Origin of the sequence: Rugosimonospora africana, from assembly GCF_016862975.1 — a bacterium.
Lineage (GTDB): Bacteria > Actinomycetota > Actinomycetes > Mycobacteriales > Micromonosporaceae > Rugosimonospora > Rugosimonospora africana.
Map to the genome: position 1 here is coordinate 21999 of NZ_BONZ01000008.1, position 22396 is coordinate 44394.

Below are 22396 nucleotides of genomic sequence, written 5' to 3' on the forward strand. Positions count from 1 at the left end.
GGCATGGGTCCGGTAAACGGCGTGGGCCTTTCAGCGGAGATTGATCCGGAGCAGCTTTCCGATCGGCTGGACGGCCGCGTGGCGCTCATCACCGGCGCGGGCAGCCCGGACGGCATCGGATACGCGACGGCCCGGCGGCTGGCCGCGCTCGGTGCCGATGTGGCGATCGTCTCCACTACGCGGCGCATCCATGAGCGCGCAGGGGAGCTGAAGGTCACCGGCTTCGTCGCGGATCTGACAGACGAGGCGGAGGTCGGCGCTCTCGCCGACGCGATCGCCGAACAGCTCGGACCGGTGGACGTGCTGGTCAACAACGCCGGGCTGGCGAGCAAGGCGAGTCCGGAGGTGCTGCGCCCGGTGGCCCAGCTGTCGCTGGACGAGTGGCGGGCGGAGATCGACCGCAACCTCACGACGGCGTTCCTGGTCAGCCGCGCGTTCGTGACCGGCATGGCGGAGCGCGGCTGGGGTCGCGTGGTCAACCTGGCCGCGACCGCCGGGCCGGTCAACGCGCTGCCGACCGAGGGCGCATACGCGGCGGCCAAGGCCGGTGTGGTGGGGCTGACCCGGGCACTGGCGATGGAGCTGGTCGCCGACGGGGTGACCGTCAACGCGGTGGCGCCCGGCATCATCCACACGGCGGCGTCGACGTTCGTCGAGTTGAAGCAGGGATTGGGCAGCCCGGCCGGCCGGCCCGGTACGCCCGACGAGGTCGCCGCGACGATCGCGTTCCTGTGCACTCCCGGCGCCTCGTACATCACCGGTCAGATGCTGGTCGTGGACGGCGGCAACAGCGTGCGCGAGGCCGCCTTCCGGTAGCGGCGGGCCAGTGGGTGCCGGAGTCGCGACCCGGCTCAGCGGGCTTCCGAGCCGCTCGGCTCAGCGGTTTCGGAGTCGCGACTCGCCGAGACGGCGGCGGTTCAGCGGGTGCCGGAGTCGCGGCTCGCGGAGATCAGCAGGGCGAGCAGGCCGCAGCAGAGCAGCAGCCCGATGGCGGTGAAGACGTAGCCGAGCACGAGACCGGCCATCGCCAGGCGGGAGCCGCGCTCGCCGGTCAGCCTGATCTGGCGCCGGGCGAAGTGACCGAGCACGATCCCGGCCGGCGCGAACACGAACGCGAAGATGAGGGCGAGGATCGCCATGATGTTCGTGGTGTCCTGCCGGTACTGCCCGGGGTAGCCGTCCGGCCCGTACGGCTGCCCGTACACCGGCTGGCCGGGGTTCTGGTCGCCCTCCGGCGGTGGCCAGGTCATCGGCTCCTCCTCACCCCATGTGAGCCTAACCGCGGCGGGGTGGGGGTTTTCGGGCTTCGAGCGATGCCGGCCACCCGGATCGGTTGGGCAGCCGGCGGCCCGGAACGTGAGCGGCGCGCCGATGGCGTGGCCGGGTTGTCGAGCCGATCAGCCGGCGAGCTTGGACAGCGCCCGTACCGCCCGCTCGACCGCGATGCAGTGGTCCTCGACGTAGTCCAGTCCGGCCGCCTCGGCGATCGCCCACGACTCCTCCGAAGCGATGCCCTGCTGGAGCCACAGCGCTGAGGCGCCGATCGCCACCGCCTCCCGGGCCACCGGCGGGGTGTCCCGCGACGGGCGGAACACGTTGACCAGGTCGACCCGCTCCGGGATGGCCGCCAGGGTCGGATAGCACCGCTGGCCCCAGATCTCCTCCGCGTACGGGTTGACCGGGATCACCCGCCAACCGTGCCGGAGCAACTGCAGCGGTACGGCGTGAGCGGTCTTGTCGGGGTAACGGGACGCGCCGACCACCGCGATCGTGGTGGAGTCCCGCAGGATCTGTTCCGGAGTCCTCACCAGTCGAGACTACGTCGCCCCGGTGCCCGTTCCGCCTCGTGGAGCGGCCTCTTCCGCCTGGCCGGAGCGGCCTCGCGGCCGACCGGCGCCGCTTCGCTCAGAGCAGGGACAGCTGGGTCGGTGGCTCCGGTACCGGTGGGGTCGGCGCCACCTGCCGTACCGTGGCGGAGTCCCGCAGCCCGATGCCGTACCGCTCGGCCATCGCCCGTACCCGGGTCGTGACGTCCCGCTGGTACCCGGCAGGGGAGTAGGACCCGCCCTGGAACAGCTCCCGGTAGTGCGGCACCAGTGCCGGCCGGGTTTGCCGCAGCCAGCCCAGATACCACTCCCGGGCGCCTCGGCGCAGGTGCAGCGGCAGCGGCGTCGCGCTCACCGCGCCGGCATCGGCGATGGCCGCCACCGTGGCCTCGATCGACGCGTCGTCGTCGGTGATCCCCGGCAGGATCGGCGCCATCAGCACCCCGACCGGGAACCCCGCGTCCGTCAGCGTGCGGACCGCATCCAGCCGCCGGCGCGGTGACGGGGTGCCGGGCTCGACCGAGCGCCAGAGCGCCTCGTCGACGAAGCCGATCGACATGCTCAGCCCGACCCGGGTGACCGACGCCGCCTCCCGGAGCAGGTCGATGTCCCGGGTGATCAGCGTGCCCTTGGTGAGGATGGAGAACGGGTTGGCGAAGTCACGCAGCGCGGCGAGGATCTCTCGCATGAGCCGGTAGCGGCCCTCCGCCCGTTGGTAGCAGTCGACGTTGGTGCCCATGGCGATCGCCTCGCCGCGCCACCGCTTCGCGGCCAGCTCGCGACGCAGGAGCTGGCCGGCGTTGACCTTGACGATCACCTTGCTGTCGAAGTCGTGGCCGGCGTCGAGGTCGAGGTACGTGTGGGTGTTGCGGGCGAAGCAGTTGTGGCTGACTACTCCGGCGGCGACGAAATCGCCGGTACCGGTGGTGATGTCGAACAGCGGCAGCCGGAGACCCACCGGCTCGATCGCGGTGACAGTCAGCGATCGCGGTGCCTCGACCGGCTGCCCGAGGATGGCCCGCCGCGCCCGGCACGCCGGATCGACCACCCGGCCGAACCGCACCGAGGCCGGCAGCCCGCCGCTCAGCCGCACGGTGCCGTCCGGCTCGGTGATGGACTCGAACCCGAGGTGCTTGAGCGCCAGCTCGATCGCGTCGGTGTCCCGCCGCCCGATCCGGGTGCCCCGCTCGTCGAGGCCGCCCTCGCTGTCGAACACGCCGGCCAGGAACCCGCGACGCCACTCGTCGCTCGGCGCGTCGGGCCACTCGATCAGTTCGTCGATCGGGGTGGCGGTGCGGAGCGTCATGGTCGCCGTGCGGCCGGCGCCTCCGCGCTCGTACCGGAAGCCGGTCGTACCCGCGCCGAACTCGTCGAGATAGCGCCGCACCCGGTCGAGCGCCTCGCCTTCGGTGCAGACCGCGTGGCCGCCGGGAATCGCGCCGCACAGGTATCCGAGCCGGTAGTCCTCCGATTCGTCCGCCGAGCCCGGCTCGCTCAGGCCGCCCACCCCGGCGAGCCGGTCGCCGACGCGCAGCCGAGGGCGGCCCGGCGCCCCCGCGACGTAGCGCCAGCCGCGCCCGGTCAGGAACCGGTGATCACCGCTGGAGACCAGCTCGGTGCCGTCGGCCAGCCGTACCCGGTAGCCCGGCTTCTCCGTCGACCAGTGGTCGAGCACTTCCGTGATCGTGTAGCTGCGCCTGCCCTCGTGCTCGACGGTGCCGTAGATCAGGTCGCCCGGGCGCAACTGTTCCAGCGGCTTCGTGTGGCCGTCGGCCATCAGGATCGGCGTGTCACCGGACAGGCAGTAGGTGCACGCGTGGCTGCAGCCGCGATAGGGGTTGATGGTCCACTCGAACGGCACCCGGGAGCCGCCGGGCACCTTGTTGATGATCGACTTCGCCTGAACCTCGTAGAACGTCATCCCGGCGAAGCCGGGCGTGTCGAACGTACGGGTCACGGCGCCGGGGAGCGCGAGCGGCAAGGGTGGGGCCGCTCGCCCCCCGTCGACTTCGGTCCGCAGTCCGTCCCAACGCATTCGGGCACTTTAGCACACGTGTACGAGAGCCGCCTCCGAAACGAAGCCGGCCCCCCGACGCGTGTCGGGGGGCCGGCCTGGGTCTTTCGGCGGACGGTGCGCTTACGAGCTCTGGGAACCCTGCGCCGCGACCTGCTTGCGAACCTCGTCCATGTCGAGGTCGCGGACCTGCTTGATCAACGACTCCAGCATCGGCTCGGGCATCGCGCCCGGCTGCTCGTACACGATCACGCCGTCCCGAACCACCATCACGGTGGGGATGGAGCGGATGCCGAACTGCTCGGCCAGGTACGGCTCAGCCTCGGTGTCGACCTTGCCGAAGACGATGTCGGAGTGCTTCTCCGAAGCCTTCTCGAAGACCGGTGCGAAGGTGCGGCACGGCGGGCACCACGTCGCCCAGAAGTCCACGAGGACAATGTCATTGTTCTCCGTGACCTCGCCGAAGTTGGCCGCGGTCAACGTCTTGGTAGCCATCACAACTCCGATTCGGTTCGTGGTCTCACGGCACCGATAACCATCGCCGCCCGGTCAACATTCCCGTCGTGTTTTTGGTTACCCAGTGTCAGGTGATTGACACCGCCTGCCTTGCTGGCCGTGAGATTCCGTCGGCTTTGTAGACGGCGTGTAACCGTATGGCCACAGGTAGCGAAGGTTACCTTACGGTTCGGTAACTGTGACGCTCGTCTCTTTCCAGACTTGCCGAGTTTAGTCACACTTAGTGACATCAGAGCGTGGGCGGCGGGCGCCGGGGAGGGCCCCGCCGTTCATTGCGTCTGGGGTACGGCGGGCATAGTACCGCCCTCGACCCGGCCGGCAATCCCGAAGACCTGGCGGACCCCGGATCACCTGTGCGACCTCACCGGCGTGCCTATGCTGGCCTGGGAGGTCAGCCATGTCCAACCGCACGCGCGCCGGCCTGCCGTTCCGTCAGGAGGAGTGGGACCTGCTGGTACGGCTGCCTGGCCGGGTGGTGGTGGCGGCGACCTCGGCCCAATCCGACACGCCACGCCGTACGGTCTCGGAAGGGCTCGCGGGCATCGACGCGATCGCCGCCGGCCGTGCGTCGTCCAGCCGGCTGGTTCGCGGCATCGTGGACACGATCGACGAGAGAGCCGATAACGATCCGCCGGCCGCCGAAGAGTTCAGCGACCCGGCCGCCGGCATCGCCGACGTGCTGGACGCCTGCCGGGCCGCGACCGGCGTGCTGTCCGGCTGCCTGGACCCGGGCGACTCGGAGGCGTACCGGCAGTGGATCGCGTCGATCGCCGTCCAGGTGTGCGGGGAGTCCCGTAGCGGTGGCGTGCTCGGCGCCGGCGGCACTCGGGTCAGTCCCGCCGAGCGCCGGTTCCTGGACGATCTCACGGCGGCACTCGCCGACTGATCCGCGGCTGTCCGCGGTGGACTGCCCGCCTGGTTTTTGGGCGGGCCGGTCAGGCGGCGTGGAGAGGGGACGTCAGCCGCCAGGCCCGCCTGGTTTGTGGGCGGGCCGGTCAAGCGGCGTGGAGAGGGGACGTCAGCCGCCAGGCCCGCCTGGTTTGTGGGCGGGCCGGTCAAGCGGCATGGAGGGGAAAGGCTAGCCTCGGCTCGCGATGGACGAGGACGTAGGCGTCGGGCCGTGGACCGGACCCCGGCCGGAGGACCCGAGGTACGACCCGGTGCTGCTGGCCGAGGGCGACCGGCGCAACGTGCTGGACCGGTATCGGTACTGGCGGCACGAGGCCATCGTCGCGGAGCTGGACGGCCGGCGGCACGAGTTTCACGTGGCCATCGAGAACTGGCAGCACGACTTCAACATCGGCACCGTGGTACGGAACGCGAACGCCTTTCTGGCCGCCGAGGTGCACGTCGTCGGCAAGCGGCGGTGGAACCGGCGGGGTGCCATGGTCACCGATCGCTATCAGCACGTACGCCACCACGAGACCATCGCGGACTTCGTCACCTGGGCGCGGGCGGCCGACCTGCCGGTCATCGGCATCGACAATCTGCCCGGTGCCGCGTTGCTGGAGTCCAGCCCGTTGCCGCGCCGGTGCGTACTCCTGTTCGGTCAGGAGGGGCCGGGCCTGTCGCGGGAGGCTCGGGAGGCGTGCGACCAGGTGCTGTTCATCGCGCAGTACGGCTCGACCCGCTCCATCAACGCGGGCGTCGCCAGCGGCATCGCGATGTACTCGTGGATCCGCCAGCACGCCGAACCGCCGCCCACGTCTTGACGCGAGCCCGTCAAGGGGCGACTGTGGTGAACGTGGGCATTTCGGTGAGTTGCCCCCGGTGCGGCGGCCCGATGCGGTCGCCCGGCCTGATGAACTCCGACTGGCGTTGCGACGCCTGCGGGCCGATGCCGCCCCTGCATGTCGCCGAGCACATCGGACCGGAGATCGTCGAGTCCGCCGCGGCGCACGCGGGCGGCGTGCCGATCTGGTGCCCGTGGCCGCTGCCCATGGGTTGGACGGTCACCGGCGTCGGCTGGGCCGGCGACGAGCGGGGCGGCACGCGGGCCACGGCTCTCGCGTGCACCGGTCCGGGTCCGCTGGGTGGGCCGGCCGATGTCGTCCTCGTCGCCGAGGAGCCCGGCGTGGGCATGGGCAACCGATTCGCCGCGCTGGCCGGGCCTGACCCCGGCCCGTACCTCGCCGACAGCCTGGACACGACCGCCGCGCACGCGAAGGTGAAGGCGGCGGGCTGGCCGACTCCACTGTGGGCGGTCGGCGCCGCGGCGGATCGCAGCGCGTACGTCGGCGAGGCGCGCGGGCTGTGGCTGTACGCGGTGGCCTGGCCGGCGGACGCGGGTTACCTGTTCGCCGAGGACGTCGTCCTGCACGACCTCACCGACTGGCTGCCGAAAGAACTCGTGTACGGCGCCCCCTCGCCGTACCTTCACGGTGCCGCGTAAGCGTGTCGCGGTGCGGCCGTGCGGTCGCGACGCCGCTTGACCGCACGCTTCGCAGCTCAGCGCGGTTCAGGACGGCACCGACGTCGGGGTGGCGACTCGACGATCGATTGTCGCGGTCAGGAGATTCACCGCAAGAAGTGCAACTGATACCCTGAGTGCCAGCCCGGACATGGTGTGCGGGCGCCGTGGGGAGGGTGGCCGACATGGTCAAGAAGGTCCTCACCTGGGGGCTGGTGGCGTTTCTGATTTTCTTCGTCGCCTACCGGCCAACCAGCGCTGCGGCTGTTTTCAAGTCGCTCGGCAGCACACTTGTTGATATCGCCACCGGGTTCGGCAACTTCTTCTCTTCGCTCATAGCCTGAGTTCATGTCACCTGACGATCCGGAACCACCGGACGACGATCAGAATCGCCGTCGGCGTCCTGGTGACCAGAATCCCGAGCCGATCCAGCCGCCGCGGCCGGAGACGGCCGGCGATTACGACGACGGCCCAGACGCGGCCGAGTTCCTCCCGCCGGAGATTCCCGAGGAGGAACTGGCCGGGCTGCGACTGTCGTCGCGCAACGCTCCGATCGGGCCGCGCACCGTCGTCCCGCTCGAGGAAGAGCCCAGCTCGCTGGTCGCCCGCTACCTGTTCCCGACCGAGAAGTTCCGCGGCGAGTGGAAGAAGCACTGGATCCACCTCGTCAAGGAGTTCCTGATCGGCGCGATCGCCACGTTCGTGATCGGTTGGGCGACCGGCTTCCTGGGGAAGCACGATCAGAAGGCCCTGGTCTCCATCCTGCTGGTGATCTGGGTCGTGATCATGGTCTACGTCGGCTGGCGGATCGCGGACTGGTACTTCGATCGCTTCATATTGACGAATAAGCGAATCATGGTCGTAAATGGCCTGGTCACCCGTACCGTCGGCATGATGCCGCTGGTCCGCGTCACAGACATGAAATACCAGCAGTCAGCGCTCGGGCGCATGCTCAACTACGGCACGTTCGTGGTCGAGTCGGCGGGCCAGGACCAGGCGCTGCGCAAAGTCCCCACGCTGCCCAACCCCAACGAGCTCTACCTTCGCATCGTTGAAGAGATGTATGAGCCCGAGGCGGTCGAGGCGCGGCTGGCGCAGGTCCCCGACGATCCGGCGCCCGAAGCCTGACAACGTTTGCGCGGCCGTGACGCGTCTTAACAGACGTGACCTCGATCGCCCTGGACCCGCCCGCCAGGCCCCGCTCCCTGCGTCCGACCGGTCGATCCGCGACCGCACCGGCATCGGCCGCTCCCGAGCGGGCCGGCGGCGGGGAGGCGGGCAGCGGGGTGGCCGGCAGCTTGGATGCCGACCCCGCGGCCCGGATCGAGCGCGAGTTCAGGGCGTTCGTGACCGACCGTTCGGCCGCCCTGCTGCGCACCGCGTACCTGCTCGCCGGGGACTGGGCCACGGCCGAGGACCTGTTGCAGATCTCGCTGACCAAGACCTACCTGGCCTGGCGGCGGCTGGGCGAGATCGAGTCGGTGGAGGGGTACACCCGGCGGGTTCTGGTGAACACCGCCACCAGCTGGTGGCGGCGGCGGTGGCACGGCGAGCGCCCGACCGAGGTGCTGCCGGACCGCCCGGCGCCCGACCGGATCGACGAGCGGATCGAGCGCGACCGGCTGTGGCGGCACGTCACCACGCTGCCCGCCCGCCAGCGTGCCGTCCTGGTGCTGCGTTTCTATGAGGACATGTCCGAGGCGGACACCGCGAGGCTGCTCAACATCTCGGTCGGTACCGTGAAGAGCCAGTGCGCCAGGGCGCTCGCCGCGCTGCGCAAGCGACTGGGCGAGGACGGCATCGAACCGGCGGCGGTACCGGAACCGGTGGGAGAAGGTCCGTGACCAACATCGAGGACGAGCTGCGCGCGCTGTTCGCCGAGAGGGCGGCCGGCGTCCCGGTGAGGGGCGACCCGGCCGAGCGCGTGATCCGTCGCGCGGCCCGGCTGCGCCGCCGCAGGAACACGCTCTTCGGACTGGTCGGCGTCGCGGTCATGGTGCTGGGCGGAGCATCCTTCCAGGTGGTACGCGAGCACGGCAGGGCAACGGCCGCCCAGGCGGTCGTGCGGGCCGCGTCCACGTACCCGGCGATCAAACTGGACCTGCGCGTCGGCAATGAGCTGTGGACCACGGACGGGCGGCGCCTGCGGCTGCCCGGTGTCGGGGCGGTGACCTGGGTCGACCGGGTACCGGCCGGCTGGGTGTACGGCGGCACCGGCGGCTCGCTGCGGCTGCTCGCGCCGGACGGCACCGAGGTCGGCTCCTGGTTGCCGGCGGACGCCGCGACCGTGTCGCCGGACGGCGAGGAGGTGGCCTCGGTCAGCGACGCGAACGGGTCGCGTGTCCTGGTCATCGGGAGGCTCGGGGCGGCCGGGGTCGATCTGGTCGCCGAGACGACCATCGCGGACCGCGCGGTACCGGTCGCCTTCGTGGGCCCCAGCGTCGTACTCGGCCGCGCCGACAGTACGGGCCGGATCAGCGCGTACGACTTCTGGGATCCACCCGCCGCGTACCGCCCCTCCTGGAACGACCGGATCGCGGACGTCTACGGCGCCACCGGTTCCCGGCTGGTCGGCCTGGTCAGCCAGGCGCCGGGGAGCACCGACGGCTGCGTGAGCTACCTCGATCTCGATCGCCGCACCGGCCTGCGTCCCGCGCACATCGGGGCCTGCGGTCTCGGGCTGCCGGCTGCGGCGGCTCAGGCGGCCCCCTCTCCCAGCGGGCGGTGGCTGGCGAACCGGACCGGAATCGGCATCGCGTTCATCGACCTGGACTCGCCGGACCCGAGCCGACCCAGCGCGTCCTGCGTCGTGCGCGGCCGGTCCGCCCCAGTCTGGGAGGACGACAGCGCGGTACTGGTCGCCACCGACACCGGCCTGGTGCGCTGCGGCCCCGACGGGCAGAATCACGAGATCATGGTGAGTGGACTGCCTGCCGGCGACTGGGACGTCGTACCGGCGCTGGGTCGATGACCCGCATCGACCTGCACACGCACTCCACGGCGAGCGACGGAACCCTGGCTCCCGCCGGGCTGGTCGTCGCCGCGGCCGAAGCCGGCCTGGACGTGGTGGGGATCACCGATCACGACACGACCGCCGGCTGGGCCGAAGCCGAGGCGGCGCTGCCGGCCGGGCTGACCCTGGTCCGCGGCGCGGAGCTGTCCTGCCGCTGGTACGGCGTCACGCCGGGGATCGCGCTGCACCTGCTCGCGTACCTGTTCGATCCGGACGATCCGGCGCTCAGCGCGGAGCTGGCCCGAGTACGGGTGGGCCGGCAGGAACGGGCGCGGCGGATGGTGGACCTGCTCCGGGCCGACGGGATCGACGCCAACTGGGATGACGTGCTGGCCGACGCCGCCGGGGGTACCGTCGGCCGGCCGCATGTGGCGCGCGCCCTGGTCCGGCTGGGTCTGGTCCGGACCGTGTCGGAGGCATTCGCGCCGGACTGGCTGGGCGAGCGGTACCGGCTGCCCAAGCCCGACATCGACGTGTTCCGCGCCGTGTCGCTGGTACGGGCGGCCGGCGGGGTACCGGTCCTCGCCCACCCGCGCGCCTCGTCGCGGGGCCGGATCGTGCCCGACTCGCTGATCGCCGAGCTGGCCGGGGCCGGGTTGGCCGGCCTGGAAGCCGATCACGAGGATCACACCCCGGCACAGCGCGCCCAGGTCCGCGTGCTCGCCGCCGAGCTGGGGCTGGTGGTCACCGGGTCGTCGGACTTCCACGGTACGAACAAGACCGTGCTGTTAGGTGCGCATCTGACCGGTATGGACGCGTACGAGCGCATTCTGGAATCCGCCCGGGGGCGACCGCCGATCACCGGCTGATCGGCTCGTGTTAAGCATCCGTCATGAACACCAAGCTGTTCGTCGAGGCGTTCGTGACCCTCCTGGTGATCCTCGACCCGCCCGGGATGGTCCCGATCTTCCTGGCCCTCACCGGCGCGTTGTCTGCCCGCGACCGCAACCGGGCGGGCTGGCAGGCAGTCGCCCTGGCCGGCGGGGTGATCGTGGTGTTCGCCGCGGCGGGACAGCAGATCCTGCACTATCTCGGCATCGACCTGCCCGCCCTGCAGGGCGCCGGCGGCCTGCTGCTCGTCCTGGTCGCGCTGGAGCTGCTCACCGGCAAGCAGGACGATCCGAACCAGGTGGCCACGACCAACGTCGCGCTGGTGCCGCTGGGAACGCCACTGCTGGCCGGGCCGGGCGCGATCGTGGCGACGATGCTGTTCGTACGCCGATCCGCGCACCCCGGCGACTACCTGGCGCTCGCGCTGGCGGTGGGGCTGGCCCTGGTATCGGTATGGCTGGTCCTGCGGTTCTCCGGGCTGGTCGTGAAGATTCTCCGGCCGTCCGGCATCGAGGTGCTGACCCGGATCGCGGGGCTGCTGCTGGCCGCGATCGCGGTCCAGCTCATCGCGGACGCGGTGGGTGCGTTCGTCACCGCGTACCTGCACTCGCCGCACTAGCGGCCGGTCAGGCGGCCTTCTGCGCCTCGGCCTGCTGCGACTCGACCTGCTGGGCCTTGGCCCGCTGCCGTCGCCGGCGACGCCGGGCGCTCGGGCTCAGCCTGCTCCACCACGGCTCCGGGCGGGGCTTCCAGACCGTCCGGGTGATCGTCCGGCGGGCGGTCGTGGTGTCCTCCACGTCGGAGTCCTCCGAGCTGCCCTGGACCGAAGGGATCACGGCCACCCCGCGGTCCAGGTCGATGCCGGACGCGGCGACGTCGACCCGCTTGCGCTTGGATTCCTGGATGTGCTCGGTCTGCTTGTGCTTGGACGGCCGGAAGAGCCCGTCGATCTCGGCGAGGCCCGCTGAGACCGCCGACGTCGCGGCAGAATTCTCGTCACCGCCGCGCAGCCAGCGCATAAATCCCATCGATCTCTCCCAGACGATCGGCGAGCGGCACGCTGGATCGCGCCGCAACGACCAGTGTCGCACCCAGATGGCAGGATCGACCATGTGCCTGACTCAACCATCAAACGGACACCAGGCCCACGGGGCGCCGAGCCGGAGCAACTCGGCTTCGAGGGCATGCCGGAGCGCCTGTTCGTGTGCACCCCCAGCAAGCTGGCGGCGTACGAGGACTGCCCCCGCCGTTACCGCTACTCCTACGTCGACAGGCCGGCCCCGGCGAAGGGGCCGGCGTGGGCACACAACTCGCTCGGTGCCAGCGTGCACACCGCGCTGCGCAGTTGGTATGCGCTGTCGCCCGACAAGCGGCAGCCGGAGGTGCTGGTCCGCCTGCTGCGTGCCACCTGGGTCAGCGAGGGATACCGCGACGGCGAACAGGAGCGCGCCGCCTTCGCCCGGGCGCTGGCCTGGCTGGAGCACTACATCGGCGGGTTGGACCCGCTCGACGAGCCGGTCGGCGTGGAGCGGGTGGTCGCCGTGAAGACCGCCACCCTGGCCCTGTCCGGCCGGGTCGACCGGATCGACCGGCGGGGCGACGAACTGGTGATCGTGGACTACAAGACCGGCCGGGCCGGGCTGTCCGACGACGACGCCCGGGGCTCCCGGGCGCTGGCGCTGTACGCGTACTCCGCCGAGCGGGTGTTCCGCCGCCGTTGCCGGCGGGTCGAGCTGCACCACCTGCCGACCGAGACGGTCAGCGCGCACGAGCACACCGAGGAGTCCCTGGCCAGGCACCTGAGCCGAGCCGAGGCGGCGGCCCGGGACATCGTCGCGGCGGAGCGGGCGGTAGCCGACGGCGATGACCCCGACCAGGCGTTCCCCACCGCTCCGGGGTCGCTGTGCTCGTGGTGCGACTTCCGGCGCACCTGCCCCGCCGGAGCGGAGGCGCCGACCCGCGAGCCGTGGGCGGGGGTGCTGCGGGACGGCTGATCCGCGGGCCCGGCCGGGTGTGGCCGGGAGGTTCGTGGCCCCTTGGGGTATTGCGGGCGGCGGTCGGGAGCGGGAGGATCACGAAACCCGAATATGACTCGCGTCACGTCGGATCCGAGGAGCTGCCGTGCCACTCGAGCAACGCGACCGTCGGGCCCGTACCGGCGCCGCCGGCGCCTACTTCGTCCAGGGCCTGTGCTTCGCCGGCCTGGTCACCCGGGTGCCCACCCTGCAGAAGAGCTTCCACTTCACCGATGGGCAGCTGACCCTGATCCTGCTGATCGTGCCGGTCGTGGCCGGGGTCGGCAGCGTGCTGGCCGGGGTACTGGCGCCGAGGATCGGTAGCGCGCTCGTCCTGCGGGTGGCCGGCCCGACCGTGTGCGTCGCGATGGCGGCCGTCGGGTTCGCGCCGGGGCGGGCGGCGCTGTACCCGGCGATCGCATTGTTCGGGCTCGCTCTCGGCGCGGTCGACGCGACCATGAACATGCAGGGCGTGGCGGTCCAGCACCGGTACGGGCGCAGCATCCTCGCCTCGTTCCACGGGGTGTGGAGCGTCGGAGGCATCCTCGGCTCGCTGGCCAACGCCGGGGCCGGCCGGCTGCACCTGGATCTCGGCCCGAACCTGGGGATCATCGCGCTGGTCGGGCTCGTGCTCGCGCTGTCCGTCGGGCCGCTGCTGTACCGGCGTGACGAGGCCGCGGCACGCGCCGTCGACGTACCGGCGGACGCGCCGCCGCCGAGAATCCCGTGGGCGCCGATCGTCCTGGTCGGGCTCGCGGTGATGCTCATGTACATCAGTGACTCGGCGACCTCGAACTGGAGCGCCAAGTACCTGCAGGACGCGTTGCGCGCGAGCAACAGCGTGGCGCCGCTGGGCCTGGCCGGGTACCTGCTCTGCCAGATGCTGGGCCGGCTGGTCGCCGACTGGCCGGTACGCCGGCTCGGGCCGGTGCTCCCGGTCGCGGTCGGCGGGCTGATCGGCGTGCTGGGCATGACGCTGGTCGCCGTGGCACGGGTGCCGGGGCTGGCGATCGCTGGCTTCGCGATCGTCGGGTTCGGGCTGTGCGTGGTGGTACCGCAGTCGTTCTCGGCGGCCGGAGCACTCGACCCGACCGGCAGCGGGGTGGCCATCGCCCGGGTCAACCTGTTCAACTACGTCGGCTTCGTGGTGGGCGCCGGACTCATCGGTGTCGTCGACGAGGCGGTCGGCCTGCGCTGGGCGTTCGCCGTGCCGGCACTGCTCTGCCTGGGCATCATCGGCCTTGCCCCGTCGTTCCGGGTCGCCAGCGACGCGGCGGGCACGGTGCGGCCGGCCGAGGCGGCCCCGGTCAGCTGAGCGCGGTCAGCGGGTTGCGTCGGCCGCCGAAGCGGCGCGGCCAGCTGGGTGTGTCGGCGGTGGTGACGGCGCGGGTCAGTGGGTTGTGCTGGCCGCCGAAGCGGCCCTGGCCAAGGCCGCTTCACGGTACGGGCCGTTCCGGTACCGGACCGGCAGCATGGCCAGTGCGCCCCGCAGCGCGCGTGCCCACGCTCCCGCCGACAGGTCGGTGGTGGGCAGTCCCGGCAGCCCGTACAGGCGACGGGCCCAGGCCGGCAGCAGGCTGACCGAGAGCGCCGCGACCCCACCGATGGCCAGCCGTACCGGGGTGAACCCCAACCCGTACGGCAGCGGCGGCCTGGCCATGAACAGCGCGGCGGCCGCCGAATCCCGGGTGAGGCGCAGCTCGGAACGTATCCCCTGGTAGTACTCCTCGACCTCGGCCGCGCTCGCCGGCACCGTCAGCGGATCGATCCCGACGAGTCGGGCGGCCTCGCGCTGCTCGGCGTAGTACCGGTCGACCTCCTCCGGGGCGAGCACGACCCCGGCCCGGGTCGCGGTCGTCAGGAACGACTCGACCTCGGTGACGTGTACCCAGCGCAGCAGGTGCGGGTCATCGATCCGGAAGAAGTCCCCGGACACCGGGTCGATCCCGCGCAGCCGCTCGTGCACGCGCCGGATCCGGCGCCCCGCCGCCTCCGCCTGCTCGGTGGTGCCCCAGATCACCGTCGCGACGTACTCGGTGGTCCGGTTGAGCCGGCCCCACGCGTCCTCGCGGTAGTCCGAGTTCTGGGCCAATCCGGCCATCACGAGCGGGTGCAGCGCCTGCAGGTACAGCGCGCGGAAGCCGCCGAGGAGCAGGATGGGCTCGGAGTGCAGGCGCCAGCTCACCGAACCGGGGCCGAAGAGGCCAAGATCGCTCGTCATGCCACCATTCTCCGTCGCCGGCCGGACCCGCCCGGCGGGTAGGCGTCAGTCCGCGCGCCGCAGCTTCTGACACGTCGGGCACAGGCCCCAGAAGGTCACCTCGGCCTCGTCGAGTTCGAAGCCGTGAGCGCTGGACGGATCGAGGCAGGGCGCCTCGCCGACCGCGCAGTCGACATCCGCGATCTCGCCGCAGCCCCGGCACACGATGTGGTGGTGATTGTCACCGGTGCGGGCCTCGTAGCGGGCCGGTGAGCCGGCCGGCTCGATCCGCCGGGCGAGCCCGGCCCGGGCCAGGGCGCCGAGCACGTCGTAGACCGTCTGAACGGAGACCGCGGTGTGGTCGGTCCGAACCCGCTGGATGATCTCGTCGACCTCCAGGTGACCACCCTGACCGAGGATCTCCAGCACGGCCAGCCGGGGACGGGTCACCCGGAGTCCCCGGGAACGCAGCCGGTCCTCGCCATCCATCCGCCTATTGCATCACGTCAAGCTGGAACGACTCAAGAAAGCCGTGCGGTGAACCGGATGAGATGATCCGTGCGTGTCTATGGGTGTGTTTGAGACCTTCTTCGGATTACCGCTGCACCCCCTGGTGATACACGCGGCGGTGGTCTTCATCCCTCTGCTGATCGTGGGGGCTCTGGTCTACGTGCTGGTGCCCGCGCTGCGCCCGAAGCTCGACTGGGCGGTGGTGGTACTCGGTGTGATCGCTCCGCTGAGTGCTCTGCTGGCCAAGTTGTCCGGCGACGCGTTCCGTGCCCGGATGGCCAACCGTCACCTGGCCACGCCGGCGATCCTCAACAAGATCGACGAGCACAGGCACTTCGGCACGATCACGCTGTACGTGACGATCGCGCTCGGCCTCGTGGCGCTGGCGGCGGTTCTGCTCCCGGCACTGCGGCAGCGCACGCTGACCGTGTGGGTACCGCTGGCCGTGGTGACGATCGGTCTCTCCATCGTGACCGGGTACTACGTCTTCCGTACCGGGGACAGCGCCGCCCACATCGTCTGGCAGGGGTACTGAGCCGCCAGCCGATCAGCAGCACAGGGCTAGAACAGCGCCCGGCCGCACAAGACGAAGAGGACGATCAACAGTACGGCGCCGGCGACCATGCCGACGCCGTACGTGACTGTGCGCGTCTCCTTCTCGCGGGCGTCCAGCTCCTCGGGGTTCTGGTGCGGCATGGGGCGCGGCGGCGGCGTCTGGATCAGGGTTCGCGGGTGCCACTCGGCGGGCGGCGGCGTGGTACGCGGCGGACCGGCGTACGGCGGCGCGTCGCCCCGAGGTGCCTGGCCGGGTGCCGGCTCGCCGGACGCGTCCGGTCGGCCGGTCTGGCCGCCGGGCGGGCGGCGCCACTGCAGATCGTCGCTCACGGTTGTACCCGCTGGCGGATGGCGGTCACGGACTGGACGCTATCAGTGGCTACGCTGAGTCGCATGGAAAGGGACCGCTACTCCTTTGACGAGGAGCGCGAGGTGCAGCTCGAGGACGGAGAGCCGATGCTGCCCGAGCAGACTCGCGACGACACCGACCGTGGCTGGGGCGAGCGTTCCGACAGCCGCGACGACTGGCTGCGCGAGGAGCGCCCGCCGCACTGGGACTAGGCCCGGTCCCGCAGGTCGGCCGGCGACTCACCGACCGCTTGACCGGGGGCAGTGGCGCCGGCCATCGAAGGCGGCCACAATACCTCCCGGGCTCAGATCGGTCCCATCCACTCGACGGGCGGCGGGAGGACGGCGATGCCGGATAGCGGCGCGGCCAATGAGGTTGGTACGCATCAATCGCCGGGCTGGCTCCGCAGGACCGTCCTGGAGCGGCGGTGGGCCCGCGGCGTCGAGGAACGAGCACCGGCCCACGCCGTCAGCGAGCGGCTCTCGGACGCCGCCGTCGGACTCCCCTCGGCCTCCGCGGGACTCGCGTCGGCCGCCGTCGGACTCCCATCGGCCGCCGCCGTCGCCGGACTCCCGTCGGTTCCGGCCATCACCGGGAGACAGCCGGCCGCCGCGGGACAACCGGCCCCCGCCGGTACCGACGAAGAACCGGTCCACGCCGTCAGCCGGCGGCGCTGGTTCTCGGTCGTCGCCCGGCGGCGCTGGGTCGTCGTCTCGGTGGCCGCGGGTACCGGCATCCTGGTCGCGGCCACCGTGCTGCTGGGAACCGGTGGCCAGCCCTCCGCGGCCACGTTCGTCGGCTGCACCGGTGAGCCCATCACGGTCACGATCGCGACCTCGGCGAGGACGTTTCCGGTTCTCGACCGGCTCGCCAAGGACTGGACCGCCACCAGACCCGTGCTGCACGGCCGGTGCCTGGCCGCCCGCGTCACGTCGCAGGAGTCCAGCCGGGTCGCCGCCACGCTCGGGCCGGACTGGAACACCAGGCGCGACGGGGTCCGGCCCGACGTGTGGGTACCGGAATCGAGCCTCTGGTTGTCGATGGCGGAGGGCCGTCCGGACGCGAGCGGCCTGATCCCGCCGCAGTCGCCGAGCATCGCTTCGTCGCCGGTCGTCCTCGCGCTGCGCCAGCCGATGGCCCAGGCGCTCGGCTGGCCGGGCCGGACCCTGAACTGGACCGATGTGGTCGAGATGTTCATGAGCGGCGGCTGGGCGAAGACCGGGCATCCGGAGTGGGCGTCGCTGCGGATGGGCATGACCGACGCGAGTACGACGACGGCCGGGCTCGCCGCGGTCCTGGCCGTCGTGGGCGACGACGTGACCGGTGCGTTGACCGACGACCAACTGGTCGACTCGCTGCGCTTCGATCAGGCGCTCGGCGCGGTGGCGCCGGACACCTCCGGGTTCTTCGCGGCTCAGGCGGGCACCGCCGGGGCGGATGCCGGCATCGCTGCCTTTCCCGCACTGGAGAGCGAGGTCGCGGCGTTCGACCAGGACCATCCGGAGCACCCGCTGGTTCCGGTGTACGCCGCCGCCCCGGTCGTCGCGGACTACCCGTACTCGGTGCTGTCGACCAGCTGGGTGACCGCCGGTACCCGGGCGGCCGCCGAGCAGTTCCTGACGTACCTGCGAAGCAGCGCCGGCCAGGACGCGCTGGGCGTGATCGGGCTGCGCGACGTCGACCACAGCGTGCGCGACTCGGCGACGCTGCCGGTCGCGGACGGATTCCCGACCACCTTCAGCGGCGCCCGTGCGGTCCCGGACGCGCTGGTGATCGGTCAGCTCATCGCCGACTGGACGTCGCTGCAACGCCGGTCCGACATGCTGGTCGCGCTGGACACGTCGGGGTCGATGGCGGAGCCGGTGCCGGGTACCTCGCTCACCCGGCTGCAGCTCATGCGGCAGGCGGCGACGACCGGGTTCGGTCTGCTCGGCGGCCGGGACAGCGTCGGGCTGTGGGGCTTCTCCGGTACCGGGGACGGCCCGGATGAACTGGTCGCGTTCGGGTCGGCTACCGCGGCGGTCGACGGCGTGGACCGGCGGCAGGCGATGCTCGACGCGCTGGGACAGCTGAGCGCCCACGGAGGCACTCCGCTCTACGACACGGTCTACGCCGCCTATCAGGAGATGCGGTCGCACTGGCAACCGGACAGCGTGAACGCGATCCTGGTGATCACCGATGGGAGCAACGACGTGCCCGGCGGCATGACGCTGGCGCAGCTGCTGAGCGCGTTGAAGAGCGAGCAGCGGTCGGGCCGTCCGGTACAGATCATCAACATCGCGCTCGGGCCGGAGGCCGACGCCGACGCGCTGCGACAGATCTCGGCCGCGACCGGCGGCCGGACGTTCGTGGCCGAGAATCCGGCGACCGCCGTGCAGACCCTGGTTCTGGCGTTCGCCGGCCGGCTGAGCTGAGCGGTCGTGGCTAGAGCAGCAGGTTGACGTCGCCGAACTCGTGCCACAGGTACCCGGCCGCGATCGCCTCCTGGTAGCAGCGGGACAGCAGCTCCGTGCCGGCGATCGCGGCCAGCATGTCCAGGTGCGACGCACGCGGTTCGTGTAGGCCGGTCAGCAGCCCGTCCACCGCGCGTACGCCGCGGTCGGGCGTGATCACCAGGTCGGTCCAGCCGCTGGCGGCGGCGACCGTCCCGGTCGCGGTGGCCGCGCTCTCCAGCGCGCGTACCGCCGTGGTGCCGACCGCCACGATGCGCCCGCCCGCTGCCCGTGCCTGGTTGACGATCCGCGCGGTCGTCCCGGGCACGGCGAACCGCTCCGGGTACGGGCGCTCGTGCGCCTCCGGCGAGGCGACTCCGGTGTGCAGCAGGATCGGCGCGACCTGGATGCCGGCGCTGACCAGCCGGGTGACCAGCCGCTCGGAGAACGGCCGGGCGGCACTGGGCATCTCGGCGCTGCCCGGCGTGGTGGCGAAGACGGTCTGGTAGTACGGCAGCGGCCAGGGCCGGGGCACGTACCCGTACCGGATCGGCGCTCCGTACCTGCGGAGCAGCCCGGGTACGGCGTCGATGCCGGTCGAAAGCGGCCGCTTGACCGCGATGTCTCGTTCCTCGACATCGCTGACGGCCGTGTCGACATCCGCGTACCAGAGCCGACCCCGGGAGTACTCCTCCCGGAGGGTCAGCGTGGCTCCGCCGGGCAGCCGGTACCGGTGTTCCGGGCAGCCGCCCGGGTACGGTGCCGTACCCGCCGCGGTACGCAGCTCGACCAGCCACCGGCCGTCCGGCGCCTGGGTCGAGAAGTGCACGGTCAGCGGGCTGTCCGGCACCGGTACGGCGGCCGGCAGCGTACCGGAGGTGTTCACCACCAGGACGTCGCCGGCCCGGAGCAGCCCGGGCAGTTCGGTGAACCCGTGATGGCTCACCTCACCCGTCGCGCGGTCGCCGACCAGCAGGCGTACCCCGTCCCGGGACAGGCCGCGCGCCTCCGGCGGCTCGTGCGCCTCCAGGTTCGCCGGCAGCGTGAAGTCGACGACCGGCGCGGGGGAGGCGGCCGTGTGCGTCGGGGAGGCGGCCGCCGGGCTCACAGCCGCACCCGTCCGGACTCGGGCCGGTTGGCGAGCAGCTTCCGGAAAGCGGGTACCACCGACTCCGGCAGCGGCCGGTCGCTGATGTCCTCTCCCGGGAACGCCTCCTGGTGCATGCGGGTACGCAGGTCGCCCGGATCCGCCCACCAGACCCGTACCGACGGCTCCTCGGCCGCGAGTACCTTGCTCGCCTGCTCCAGCGCGGCCTTGGCCGAGCCGTACCCGCCCCAGCCCGGGTACGGTTCGACCGCCGCGTCCGAGGTCACGTTCACGATCGCGCCGCCGCGCGAGCGCAGCGCCGGCAGGGCAAGCGCGGTCAACGCGAGCGGCCCGAACACGTTGACCTCGTACACCTCGGGCAGCGCGGCCAGCGGGTACTCCGCCAGGTGCCGCGGGCTCGGCCCGAGGATGCCGGCGTTGTTGACCAGCAGGTCCGGGCCGCCGGCGCGGATCGCCGCCTCGACCAGGGCGGCCCGGTGCTCCGGGTCGGTCACGTCGCCGGCGATGGCGATGTGCTGACCGGGCAGGTTCCACACCGCCGCGGCGAGGGCTTCGGCGTCCCGGGCGTCCATGATCAGCTTCCAGCCGTCGTATGCCAGGCCGCTGGCCAGCGCGAGACCGAGACCCCGGGAGGTTCCTGTGATGATCGCGGTTCGGGTTTCGTTCATGAACCCGACGCTAGGGACGCGGTGGGTCACCGGCATCGGGCCTGAGACCCGGCATCCGGTCCGACCATGGGCCTAGGTCCCTGGTCCGTTATGCCGGGCGCTCCGGCTGGGTACCGTGGCGGTGTGAGTGGGTGCGACCGGAACGAGCTGCGCGAGGTGAGCGCCGCGGTTCTCGCGGTGACCGCGCACCTGTCCGTCCGGGAGGTGCTCCAGACCATCCTCACGTCGGCCCGGCGCCTGCTCGACGCGGAGTACGCCGCCCTGGGCGTTCCCGACGAGAACGGCTCGTTCGCCGAATTCCTGGCGGACGGCGTCAGCGACGAACAGTGGCGCGCGATCGGTCCGCTCCCGCGCCAGCACGGCCTGCTGGGCGTCATGTTGCGCGATCCGAATCCGGTCCGGCTCGCCGACATCCGGGCGCATCCGCAGTTCGGCTGGTGGCCGGAGGCCCACCCGGTACTGACCGACTTCCTCGGCATGCCGATCGTCGACGGCGACGAGATCCTCGGCGAGCTGTACCTGGCCAACAAGCAGGCCCCGGGCGGCTTCACCGCCGGGGACGAGGAGTTGCTCCGGTTGCTCGCCGCGCACGCCGCCATCGCGTTGGTGAACGCGCGGCTGTACGAGCGCAGCCGGGAACTGTCCATTGTGGAGGAACGCAACCGGATCGCTCGGGAACTGCACGACGCGGTGACGCAGAAGCTGTTCAGCCTCCGGCTGACCGCCGACGCGGCGACCACGCTCGCTGCCCGCGACCCGGCCCGGGCGGCGGGCGAGCTGGCCACGGTGCGCCGGCTCGCGGCCGAGGTCGCCGACGAACTCCGGTCGATCGTCGTCGGGCTGCGCCCGGTCGACCTCGCCGGGGACGGGCTGGATGTGGCCCTGCGCAAGCAGGCCGAACTGCTGAACCGGGTACACCCGGTGGCGGTGCGCTTCACCGGGGAAGCGGTACCGCGGCTGACCCCGGTACGCGAGGAGGCGGCGTACCGGATCGCGCAGGAGGCGGTGCACAACGCGTTGCGGCACGGGGCGCCGTCGTGGGTGGAGGTGCGGCTGGGTACCCGTAACGGGTCGGTACTGCTGGAGGTCAACGACGACGGGCGGGGTTTCGACCCGGCCGCGCCGGCGACGTCCGGCCGGCTCGGGTTGGCGTCGATGCGCGAGCGGGCCCGCGCGGTGGGCGGCCGGCTGGAGGTGCGGTCGGCGGCGGGGGCGGGGACCACGGTACGGCTGGCGGTACCGGTCTCCGGCGAGGCCGGCGGGGAGCGCGGCGGAGCCCGGGATGACTGAGCCGATCCGGGTACTCGTGGTGGACGACCATCCGGTCGTTCGTCAGGGGCTGCGGACGTTCCTTGATCTGCAGGACGACATCACCGTGGTGGGGGAGGCGGCGGACGGCGCGGGGTGCCTGGAGGCCGCCGAGGAGTTGGATCCGGACGTGGTGCTGCTCGATCTGAAGATGCCGGGCAGCGACGGTGTGGAGGCCCTGCGCGGGCTGCGCGAGCGGGGCCAGCGGGCGCGGGTACTGGTGGTCACGAGTTTCCCGGAGCCGGCCGCGGTACTGCCGGCGGTGCGGGCCGGGGCGGCCGGGTACGTCTACAAAGACGTCGACCCGCCAGCGCTGGCGGCGGCGATCCGGGCCGTGCATGCCGGCCACGTGCTGCTGCATCCGGACGTGGCGCGGCTGCTCGCGGCCGGGCCCGACCGGCCGGCCGGGGCGCACCTGACGGCACGCGAACGGGACGTGCTGACCGAGATCGCCCGCGGTCGGTCGAACCGGGAGATCGCCCGGACGCTCGGGTTGTCCGAGAAGACGGTGAAGGCACACGTGAGTGCGGTGCTGGCCAAGCTGGGCGTACAGGATCGGACGCAGGCTGCGCTGTATGCGGTGCGTACCGGACTGGTGGACGCCAGCTGATCGGACCCGGCGGGCCCAGCCAGCGTTCCTT

Annotated in this window: 27 protein-coding genes; 17 read left to right on the top strand and 10 right to left on the bottom strand. The window is 71.9% G+C overall.

The window, feature by feature from the left end; all coding sequences use genetic code 11:
* Positions 1–3 precede the first annotated feature (3 nt).
* Complete coding sequence (locus Raf01_RS03535; RefSeq protein ID WP_203916314.1) at positions 4–816, top strand: SDR family NAD(P)-dependent oxidoreductase; 813 nt, start codon at positions 4–6, stop codon at positions 814–816.
* A 101-nt stretch (positions 817–917) separates the two neighbouring features.
* Here Raf01_RS03535 and Raf01_RS03540 read toward each other — a convergent pair whose 3' ends face one another.
* From Raf01_RS03540 to trxA, 4 genes are all read right to left on the bottom strand, one after another.
* Positions 918–1250: a DUF4190 domain-containing protein gene (locus Raf01_RS03540; protein WP_203916246.1), complete on the bottom strand. Its 333-nt coding sequence runs from the start codon at positions 1248–1250 to the stop codon at positions 918–920.
* Positions 1251–1397: 147 nt separating this feature from the next.
* Positions 1398–1808, bottom strand: coding sequence for a CoA-binding protein (locus Raf01_RS03545; protein WP_203916247.1), 411 nt, complete (start codon positions 1806–1808; stop codon positions 1398–1400).
* 97 nt (positions 1809–1905) lie between these two features.
* The gene (locus tag Raf01_RS03550) at positions 1906–3861 is read right to left on the bottom strand and encodes an intein-containing Rv2578c family radical SAM protein (RefSeq protein WP_203916248.1); all 1956 of its coding nucleotides are present in this window, start codon (positions 3859–3861) and stop codon (positions 1906–1908) included.
* Between the two features lie 102 nt (positions 3862–3963).
* Positions 3964–4335 carry a thioredoxin gene (gene trxA / locus Raf01_RS03555; RefSeq protein WP_203916249.1) on the bottom strand — a complete coding sequence of 124 codons (372 nt, stop codon included), beginning with the start codon at positions 4333–4335 and terminating at the stop codon, positions 3964–3966.
* Positions 4336–4753: 418 nt separating this feature from the next.
* On the opposite strand from trxA, the gene Raf01_RS03560 reads away from it, so the two are divergent.
* From Raf01_RS03560 to Raf01_RS03600, 9 genes are all read left to right on the top strand, one after another.
* Entirely contained in the window at positions 4754–5242 is a 489-nt protein-coding gene (locus Raf01_RS03560; RefSeq protein WP_203916250.1) for a hypothetical protein, read from the top strand.
* A 208-nt stretch (positions 5243–5450) separates the two neighbouring features.
* Entirely contained in the window at positions 5451–6068 is a 618-nt protein-coding gene (locus Raf01_RS03565) for a TrmH family RNA methyltransferase (RefSeq protein ID WP_203916251.1), read from the top strand.
* 26 nt (positions 6069–6094) lie between these two features.
* A complete protein-coding gene (locus Raf01_RS03570) occupies positions 6095–6748 on the top strand; it encodes a DUF6758 family protein (RefSeq protein ID WP_373319456.1) in 654 nt (217 codons plus the stop codon).
* A gap of 203 nt (positions 6749–6951) precedes the next feature.
* On the top strand, positions 6952–7110 hold the full coding sequence (locus tag Raf01_RS03575) for a hypothetical protein (RefSeq protein ID WP_203916252.1): 159 nt from the start codon (positions 6952–6954) through the stop codon (positions 7108–7110).
* A 4-nt stretch (positions 7111–7114) separates the two neighbouring features.
* The gene (locus Raf01_RS03580; protein ID WP_203916253.1) at positions 7115–7894 is read left to right on the top strand and encodes a PH domain-containing protein; all 780 of its coding nucleotides are present in this window, start codon (positions 7115–7117) and stop codon (positions 7892–7894) included.
* A gap of 35 nt (positions 7895–7929) precedes the next feature.
* Positions 7930–8610 carry a SigE family RNA polymerase sigma factor gene (locus tag Raf01_RS03585; RefSeq protein ID WP_239133338.1) on the top strand — a complete coding sequence of 227 codons (681 nt, stop codon included), beginning with the start codon at positions 7930–7932 and terminating at the stop codon, positions 8608–8610.
* Positions 8607–9737 carry a hypothetical protein gene (locus tag Raf01_RS03590; RefSeq protein WP_203916254.1) on the top strand — a complete coding sequence of 377 codons (1131 nt, stop codon included), beginning with the start codon at positions 8607–8609 and terminating at the stop codon, positions 9735–9737. Before Raf01_RS03585 ends, Raf01_RS03590 begins: the two co-directional genes overlap by 4 nt.
* Complete coding sequence (locus Raf01_RS03595) at positions 9734–10588, top strand: PHP domain-containing protein (RefSeq protein ID WP_203916255.1); 855 nt, start codon at positions 9734–9736, stop codon at positions 10586–10588. Before Raf01_RS03590 ends, Raf01_RS03595 begins: the two co-directional genes overlap by 4 nt.
* Before the next feature lie 23 nt (positions 10589–10611).
* Complete coding sequence (locus Raf01_RS03600) at positions 10612–11229, top strand: MarC family protein (RefSeq protein ID WP_203916256.1); 618 nt, start codon at positions 10612–10614, stop codon at positions 11227–11229.
* A 7-nt stretch (positions 11230–11236) separates the two neighbouring features.
* On the opposite strand, the gene Raf01_RS03605 is transcribed toward Raf01_RS03600, so the two are convergent.
* On the bottom strand, positions 11237–11638 hold the full coding sequence (locus Raf01_RS03605; protein WP_203916257.1) for a hypothetical protein: 402 nt from the start codon (positions 11636–11638) through the stop codon (positions 11237–11239).
* A 156-nt stretch (positions 11639–11794) separates the two neighbouring features.
* Here Raf01_RS03605 and Raf01_RS03610 point away from each other — a divergent pair, with 156 nt between their 5' ends.
* Both Raf01_RS03610 and Raf01_RS03615 read left to right on the top strand, forming a co-directional pair.
* The gene (locus Raf01_RS03610) at positions 11795–12604 is read left to right on the top strand and encodes a RecB family exonuclease (RefSeq protein WP_203916317.1); all 810 of its coding nucleotides are present in this window, start codon (positions 11795–11797) and stop codon (positions 12602–12604) included.
* 127 nt (positions 12605–12731) lie between these two features.
* Positions 12732–13940 (top strand): MFS transporter, encoded by a 1209-nt coding sequence (locus Raf01_RS03615; RefSeq protein ID WP_203916258.1) that lies wholly within the window; start codon positions 12732–12734, stop codon positions 13938–13940.
* A gap of 75 nt (positions 13941–14015) precedes the next feature.
* Here the strand turns inward: Raf01_RS03615 and Raf01_RS03620 are convergent, their stop codons facing one another.
* Together Raf01_RS03620 and Raf01_RS03625 are read right to left on the bottom strand one after the other, a co-directional pair.
* The gene (locus Raf01_RS03620; RefSeq protein ID WP_203916259.1) at positions 14016–14846 is read right to left on the bottom strand and encodes an oxygenase MpaB family protein; all 831 of its coding nucleotides are present in this window, start codon (positions 14844–14846) and stop codon (positions 14016–14018) included.
* A gap of 45 nt (positions 14847–14891) precedes the next feature.
* Positions 14892–15314, bottom strand: a complete 423-nt coding sequence (locus Raf01_RS03625; protein ID WP_203916260.1) for a Fur family transcriptional regulator — start codon at positions 15312–15314, stop codon at positions 14892–14894.
* A 79-nt stretch (positions 15315–15393) separates the two neighbouring features.
* On the opposite strand from Raf01_RS03625, the gene Raf01_RS03630 reads away from it, so the two are divergent.
* Positions 15394–15870 (top strand): DUF2231 domain-containing protein, encoded by a 477-nt coding sequence (locus Raf01_RS03630; RefSeq protein WP_308442628.1) that lies wholly within the window; start codon positions 15394–15396, stop codon positions 15868–15870.
* A 26-nt stretch (positions 15871–15896) separates the two neighbouring features.
* Here Raf01_RS03630 and Raf01_RS03635 read toward each other — a convergent pair whose 3' ends face one another.
* Positions 15897–16220, bottom strand: coding sequence for a translation initiation factor 2 (locus Raf01_RS03635; protein WP_203916262.1), 324 nt, complete (start codon positions 16218–16220; stop codon positions 15897–15899).
* Between the two features lie 63 nt (positions 16221–16283).
* Between Raf01_RS03635 and Raf01_RS03640 the strand changes: the two genes are divergently transcribed.
* A complete protein-coding gene (locus Raf01_RS03640; RefSeq protein ID WP_203916263.1) occupies positions 16284–16451 on the top strand; it encodes a hypothetical protein in 168 nt (55 codons plus the stop codon).
* Positions 16452–16586: 135 nt separating this feature from the next.
* Positions 16587–18653, top strand: coding sequence for a substrate-binding and VWA domain-containing protein (locus Raf01_RS03645; RefSeq protein ID WP_203916264.1), 2067 nt, complete (start codon positions 16587–16589; stop codon positions 18651–18653).
* A gap of 10 nt (positions 18654–18663) precedes the next feature.
* On the opposite strand, the gene Raf01_RS03650 is transcribed toward Raf01_RS03645, so the two are convergent.
* Positions 18664–19779 (bottom strand): S-adenosylmethionine:tRNA ribosyltransferase-isomerase, encoded by a 1116-nt coding sequence (locus Raf01_RS03650; protein ID WP_239133339.1) that lies wholly within the window; start codon positions 19777–19779, stop codon positions 18664–18666.
* The gene (locus Raf01_RS03655) at positions 19776–20447 is read right to left on the bottom strand and encodes an SDR family NAD(P)-dependent oxidoreductase (RefSeq protein WP_203916265.1); all 672 of its coding nucleotides are present in this window, start codon (positions 20445–20447) and stop codon (positions 19776–19778) included. The genes Raf01_RS03650 and Raf01_RS03655 overlap by 4 nt, the downstream gene beginning before the upstream one ends.
* Positions 20448–20570: 123 nt before the next feature.
* On the opposite strand from Raf01_RS03655, the gene Raf01_RS03660 reads away from it, so the two are divergent.
* Positions 20571–21737 carry a GAF domain-containing sensor histidine kinase gene (locus Raf01_RS03660; RefSeq protein WP_239133340.1) on the top strand — a complete coding sequence of 389 codons (1167 nt, stop codon included), beginning with the start codon at positions 20571–20573 and terminating at the stop codon, positions 21735–21737.
* Positions 21730–22365: a response regulator gene (locus tag Raf01_RS03665; RefSeq protein ID WP_203916267.1), complete on the top strand. Its 636-nt coding sequence runs from the start codon at positions 21730–21732 to the stop codon at positions 22363–22365. Before Raf01_RS03660 ends, Raf01_RS03665 begins: the two co-directional genes overlap by 8 nt.
* Positions 22366–22396: the final 31 nt, after the last annotated feature.

What these genes read in the sequence shown, in the direction of transcription:
- trxA (WP_203916249.1), bottom strand. Translation starts at nt 4,335, where the DNA reads ATGGCTACCAAGACGTTGACCGCGGCCAACTTCGGCGAGGTCACGGAG.
- Raf01_RS03620 (WP_203916259.1), bottom strand. Translation starts at nt 14,846, where the DNA reads ATGACGAGCGATCTTGGCCTCTTCGGCCCCGGTTCGGTGAGCTGGCGC.
- Raf01_RS03600 (WP_203916256.1), top strand. Translation starts at nt 10,612, where the DNA reads ATGAACACCAAGCTGTTCGTCGAGGCGTTCGTGACCCTCCTGGTGATC.
- Raf01_RS03560 (WP_203916250.1), top strand. Translation starts at nt 4,754, where the DNA reads ATGTCCAACCGCACGCGCGCCGGCCTGCCGTTCCGTCAGGAGGAGTGG.
- Raf01_RS03665 (WP_203916267.1), top strand. Translation starts at nt 21,730, where the DNA reads ATGACTGAGCCGATCCGGGTACTCGTGGTGGACGACCATCCGGTCGTT.
- Raf01_RS03605 (WP_203916257.1), bottom strand. Translation starts at nt 11,638, where the DNA reads ATGGGATTTATGCGCTGGCTGCGCGGCGGTGACGAGAATTCTGCCGCG.
- Raf01_RS03630 (WP_308442628.1), top strand. Translation starts at nt 15,394, where the DNA reads ATGGGTGTGTTTGAGACCTTCTTCGGATTACCGCTGCACCCCCTGGTG.
- Raf01_RS03640 (WP_203916263.1), top strand. Translation starts at nt 16,284, where the DNA reads ATGGAAAGGGACCGCTACTCCTTTGACGAGGAGCGCGAGGTGCAGCTC.
- Raf01_RS03565 (WP_203916251.1), top strand. Translation starts at nt 5,451, where the DNA reads ATGGACGAGGACGTAGGCGTCGGGCCGTGGACCGGACCCCGGCCGGAG.
- Raf01_RS03580 (WP_203916253.1), top strand. Translation starts at nt 7,115, where the DNA reads ATGTCACCTGACGATCCGGAACCACCGGACGACGATCAGAATCGCCGT.
- Raf01_RS03540 (WP_203916246.1), bottom strand. Translation starts at nt 1,250, where the DNA reads ATGACCTGGCCACCGCCGGAGGGCGACCAGAACCCCGGCCAGCCGGTG.
- Raf01_RS03595 (WP_203916255.1), top strand. Translation starts at nt 9,734, where the DNA reads ATGACCCGCATCGACCTGCACACGCACTCCACGGCGAGCGACGGAACC.
- Raf01_RS03645 (WP_203916264.1), top strand. Translation starts at nt 16,587, where the DNA reads ATGCCGGATAGCGGCGCGGCCAATGAGGTTGGTACGCATCAATCGCCG.
- Raf01_RS03610 (WP_203916317.1), top strand. Translation starts at nt 11,795, where the DNA reads ATGCCGGAGCGCCTGTTCGTGTGCACCCCCAGCAAGCTGGCGGCGTAC.
- Raf01_RS03535 (WP_203916314.1), top strand. Translation starts at nt 4, where the DNA reads ATGGGTCCGGTAAACGGCGTGGGCCTTTCAGCGGAGATTGATCCGGAG.
- Raf01_RS03625 (WP_203916260.1), bottom strand. Translation starts at nt 15,314, where the DNA reads ATGGATGGCGAGGACCGGCTGCGTTCCCGGGGACTCCGGGTGACCCGT.
- Raf01_RS03655 (WP_203916265.1), bottom strand. Translation starts at nt 20,447, where the DNA reads ATGAACGAAACCCGAACCGCGATCATCACAGGAACCTCCCGGGGTCTC.
- Raf01_RS03550 (WP_203916248.1), bottom strand. Translation starts at nt 3,861, where the DNA reads ATGCGTTGGGACGGACTGCGGACCGAAGTCGACGGGGGGCGAGCGGCC.
- Raf01_RS03575 (WP_203916252.1), top strand. Translation starts at nt 6,952, where the DNA reads ATGGTCAAGAAGGTCCTCACCTGGGGGCTGGTGGCGTTTCTGATTTTC.